Below are 4448 nucleotides of genomic sequence, written 5' to 3'. Positions count from 1 at the left end.
GTCATCCACCGGATGACGGCCCCCAGGTCGTTCTCGTCAGCTGTCAGCCGTCAGCTGTCAGCCGAGCCCGGCCGCCCGCCACGCCGGGCTCACCCGCACCACGTCGCCGATCACGGTCACGGCCGGAGCGCGGACGCCGGCCGCGGTCGCGACGTCGGCGATGGTCGCGAGCGTCCCGACGGTCGACCGCTGTCGAGGGCCGTACCCGTCCTCGACGACCGCGACGGGGGTCTCGGGTGAGCGGCCCGAGGCCACGAGCGCGGCCGCGGAGTCGCGGAGCCGTGAGACGCCCATGAGCAGGACGACGGTGTGGTCGGAGGCTGCCGGCACCTTGCCGATGTCCTCGTGCCCGGTCAGGACCGTGAAGCCGCGCGACCAGCCGCGGTGCGTCACGGGGATGCCCACGGCGGCGGGCACGGAGACCGCGCTCGTCACGCCGGGCACGACCTCGACGGGGATGCCGTGCTCCTCGCACGCGATGAGCTCCTCGCCTCCGCGCCCGAACACGTAGGGGTCGCCGCCCTTGAGACGGACGACGCGGCGTCCGGCGAGCGCGTGCTCGACCAGCAGCGCGTTGATCTCCTCCTGCGGGACCGGGTGGAAGCCCGGGGTCTTGCCGACGTCGACCACGACGACGTCGTCCGCGAGCTCGTCGAGCAGGGCGCGCGGGCCCAGCCGGTCGGTCACCACGACCTCGGCCTGCGCGAGCAGACGGCGCCCGCGCGCGGTGACGAGACCGGGGTCGCCGGGGCCACCGCCCACGAGGGCGACGCTCCCGCGGCCGCCCGCACCGGGCCGGACCGGCCGCAGCGGGAGCTCGCCGGTCGCCAGGAGGGCGTCGATCGCGTCCCGGACGCGCTGGGCGCGGCGGGGGTCGCGGCCCGCGTTCACGGCCACGACGACCTCGGTCGAGGTCGCCGGGGCGGCGGAGGGGGTGTCGTCCGCCACGGTCACCCGGGCCACGGCCGGGACCCAGGCGGTCCCGGCCTCGGCGTCACCGGCGCTCACGCAGAAGACGCGCAGCGCCTCGGCCTCGGCCGCGACGTCCGCGTCGACCTCGGGAGAGCCCGTCGCGGTGTGCACGAGCCACGCTCCCTCGAGGTCTCCGGGCCGGTACGAGCGCGCCTCCCGGACCACGGTCCCGGCCGTGCCGGGCCCGTCGTGGTGAGCGGCGCCGTCGGGCAGGGGGGCGATCAGCGCCGCCAGGTCCTCGCAGACCTCCGGGGCCACGACACGCACGTGCGCGCCCGCGAGGACGAGAGACCGGGCGCGCCGTGCGGCGACCGGACCACCGCCCACGACGACCACGAGACGGCCCGCGATCCGCAGACCGAGGGGGTAGAGCTCAGGGTTCATGCGCCCATCATCGCCCGAAAGCGGCGGCGGCCAGCTCACGCCGGCGCAGCAGCCACCCCGAGCCCTTGCTGGTCGAGGTCTCCGGGGCCAGGCCCCGACGACGCAACATCGACTTCTCGACCGGAGCGAAGAACAGCAGCTCGATGACCATGCCGACCACGAGGATCAGCAGGATCGCGGTGAAGACGAGCGCCATGTCGGACAGCTCGCGCCCCTGCTGGAGGAACGCGCCCAGCCCGAACCCGATCCCGCCGCCGACCGCGATGATCTCCGCGGCCATGAGCGAGCGCCACGAGAACGCCCAGCCCTGCTTGAGGCCCGCGAGGTAGCCGGGGAAGGCCGCGGGCAGGATGACGTCCTTGATCATCTGGAACCGGCCCGCGCCCAGGACCTGACCCACGCGCCGGTACAGCGGCGGCACCTGGTCCACGCCCGACACGATCCCGTTGATGATCGAGGGCACCGCGCCCATGAGGATCACGAAGTACACCGTGGCGTCGGACAGCCCGAACCAGATGATGCCCGCAGGCACCCAGGCGACCGACGGCAGCACCTGCAGACCCGTGATGATGGGCCCGAACGACACGCGCACCCAGCGCACGCGTGCCACGAGGATGCCGAGCGGCGTGCCGATCGCGACGGCTGCGAGGAAGCCCAGGACACCGCGCTCGAGGCTCGTCCCGAGGGCCTGCCACAGCGTGCCGCTCGCCGCGGCGCGCGTGACGGCCTCCCAGACCTGCTCGGGGCCGGGCAGGTTGTAGATGGGCTGGACCTCGAGCCACACAAGGGTCTGCCAGACGGCGAGCAGGATCGCGATCGCCAGGACCGGCGGGTAGACGGCGTGGAACGCCTTGGACCACCGGCTCGCGGTGGGCGCGACGGTCGTCTGGAGGGCGTCGAGGCCCGCCTCGATGTCGCTCACGTCCTTGGCGTGCCCGACGACGGCCCCCGCCACGCGCGGACCCGTCGCGACGGCGTCGGGCGTCTCGGGCGAGAGCCCGGAGGGGTCCGGACCGGGCAGGGCCTCGTCACGCGGGGCCAGGGTCTCGGTGCTCTTCGACGTCTCAGACGGCATGGCGGCGGATCTCCTCACGGAGGTCGTTGGTGATCTCGGTCGCGAGGCGGGACGCGGCGGCCGCCTCGATGCTGCGCTGCTCGTCGGCCCCGTACACGTCGACGTCCCACTCGCGCACGATGCGTCCGGGGCGCGACGACATGAGCAGCACGCGCTGCCCGAGCCGCACGGCCTCACGGACGTTGTGCGTGATGAACACGATCGTGCGGCCGGTCTGCTCCCAGACGCGCTCGAGCTCGTCGTGGAGCAGGTCACGCGTGATGGCGTCGAGCGCCGCGAACGGCTCGTCCATGAGCAGGACGTCCCGCTCCTGGGCGAGGGAGCGGGCCAGCGCGACGCGCTGGCGCATGCCGCCCGAGAGCTCGTGGACGCGCTTGTCGCCCGAGCCGTCGAGCCGCACGAGCGAGAGCAGCTCGGCGGCCCGCTCGCGGCGCTCGGAGCGGGGCACGCCCCGGAACTTCAGGGCGAGCTCGATGTTGCGGCTCGCGGTGAGCCAGGGGAACAGCGCGGACTCCTGGAACATCAGGGCCGCGCCGTCCCCGGCGACCTCCACGTCCCCCGTGGTCGGGCGCTCGAGGCCCGCGACGATGTTGAGCAGCGTCGACTTGCCGCAGCCGGAGGCTCCGAGCAGGCAGACGAACTCCCCCTGCGCGATGTCCAGGTCGATCCCGTCGAGCACCGGGGCGCCCGTCGGGGAGAACCGCTTGGACACGCCGCGCAGGCGGACACCGGTCGTGGGGCCGGTGTCCTCGTCCGAGGTCGTGGCGACCGGTGTGCCCGTACGGGCGGGGGACGTGGTGGTCATCGTGCTACTCCTTGCCGAGACCTGCGGCGGAGACGGTCGGCTGACCGGCCTCCTTCAGCACCTTGTTGAGGAGGCTCAGGTCGTAGATGCCGTTCAGGTCCGCCTCGGTGGTGGTTCCGGCCGTCACGCCGTCCTCGAGCAGGGTGTCGAGCGTGCCCGCGAGCGGGTCCGTCGTGAAGGTGATGTTGGTGAAGGCACGGTCGAGGACCGCGTCGGACAGGGGCTTGCCGGCGATCTTCTCGATCTCGCCGTTGACGAGCGTCTTGGCCTCGTCGGGGTTGGCGTCGAGCCAGTCGATCGCCGCGACCTCGCCGCGCAGGAGCGCCTCGACCGTCTCGGGGTGCTCCTCGAGGAAGTCGGTGCGGACGATCAGGTGCGTGGTGAGGAACTGGCCGTCGTCCCACAGGTCCTTCTCGTCGACCAGGACGTGCGCACCGGCGTCGAGCACGAGGCGCGAGGCCCAGGGCTCGGGCAGCCAGCCGCCGTCGAGCTCGCCGTTCTGGAACAGCGTGAGGGTCTGGGCGTTCTCGGTCGGGGTGACCGCGACGTCCCCGCCGCCCTGGATGTCGTTCTTCAGGCCGTTCTCGGTGAGCCAGGCGCGCAGCGCGACGTCCTGGGTCCCGCCGAGCTGGGGCGAGGCGATCTTGGTGCCCTTGAGGTCGGCGGCCGTGTCGATCCCGTCGCGCACGACGAGCTGGGCCCCGCCCGACGTCGAGCCCGCGATGATGCGCACGGCCTCTCCGTTCGACTTCACGAAGTTGTTGATCGCGGGGTTGGGGCCGATGAACGTGGCGTCGATGGCGCCCGCGTTGAGGGCCTCGATCGCGGCGGGGCCGGCGTTGAACACCTGGGTCGAGAGCTTGGTCTCGCCCAGGGCCTCCTCGAACTGCCCGCCCGCGACCCCGACGAGGGCCGGGGCGTGCGTGACGTTCGCGAAGTACCCGAGGCGCAGCTCGTCGGCCGGGCCGGTCGAGGCGTCGGGGCCGTCGGCGGCGTCGGACGTGCCCGTGGAGCAGGCGGAGAGCAGGAGCAGCGGCGCGACGGCGAGCGCGGCGACCGCGGAGCGGGTCCGGGCGAAGCGGTGTCGTGACGTGCCGGCTCGGGTCGTGCGGGTCGGGCGGGACGACGTGTTCATGGTGGGTCCTTCTGGATGGTCGGTGGTTGCCTGGCGGTGGACGTGTCGAGTCCCGGCAGCGCCGATCCGTGCAGTCC

The 4448-nt window shown here is 73.4% G+C and carries 4 protein-coding genes; all 4 read right to left on the bottom strand.

Annotated elements, in window-relative coordinates; translation table 11 throughout:
- Window positions 1-57: 57 nt before the first annotated feature.
- From cobA to H9652_RS08000, 4 genes are read right to left on the bottom strand one after another with little or no spacing between them, the layout of a single operon-like run.
- A complete protein-coding gene (gene cobA, locus H9652_RS08015) occupies window positions 58-1356 on the bottom strand; it encodes a uroporphyrinogen-III C-methyltransferase (protein WP_191795787.1) in 1299 nt (432 codons plus the stop codon).
- A gap of 7 nt (window positions 1357-1363) precedes the next feature.
- Window positions 1364-2431 carry an ABC transporter permease gene (locus tag H9652_RS08010; protein WP_191795786.1) on the bottom strand — a complete coding sequence of 356 codons (1068 nt, stop codon included), beginning with the start codon at window positions 2429-2431 and terminating at the stop codon, window positions 1364-1366.
- Window positions 2421-3236, bottom strand: coding sequence for an ABC transporter ATP-binding protein (locus tag H9652_RS08005; RefSeq protein ID WP_191795785.1), 816 nt, complete (start codon window positions 3234-3236; stop codon window positions 2421-2423). Before H9652_RS08005 ends, H9652_RS08010 begins: the two co-directional genes overlap by 11 nt.
- A gap of 4 nt (window positions 3237-3240) precedes the next feature.
- Window positions 3241-4371, bottom strand: coding sequence for an ABC transporter substrate-binding protein (locus H9652_RS08000; RefSeq protein ID WP_191795784.1), 1131 nt, complete (start codon window positions 4369-4371; stop codon window positions 3241-3243).
- Window positions 4372-4448 lie beyond the last annotated feature (77 nt).

The sequence above is a fragment of the Oerskovia rustica genome (assembly GCF_014836555.1).
Taxonomy (GTDB): domain Bacteria; phylum Actinomycetota; class Actinomycetes; order Actinomycetales; family Cellulomonadaceae; genus Oerskovia; species Oerskovia rustica.
Note: the sequence above shows the minus strand (reverse complement) of the source record. Positions and strands in the feature narration are given on the sequence as shown.

What these genes read in the sequence shown, in the direction of transcription:
- cobA (WP_191795787.1), bottom strand. Translation starts at nt 1,356, where the DNA reads ATGAACCCTGAGCTCTACCCCCTCGGTCTGCGGATCGCGGGCCGTCTC.
- H9652_RS08010 (WP_191795786.1), bottom strand. Translation starts at nt 2,431, where the DNA reads ATGCCGTCTGAGACGTCGAAGAGCACCGAGACCCTGGCCCCGCGTGAC.
- H9652_RS08005 (WP_191795785.1), bottom strand. Translation starts at nt 3,236, where the DNA reads ATGACCACCACGTCCCCCGCCCGTACGGGCACACCGGTCGCCACGACC.
- H9652_RS08000 (WP_191795784.1), bottom strand. Translation starts at nt 4,371, where the DNA reads ATGAACACGTCGTCCCGCCCGACCCGCACGACCCGAGCCGGCACGTCA.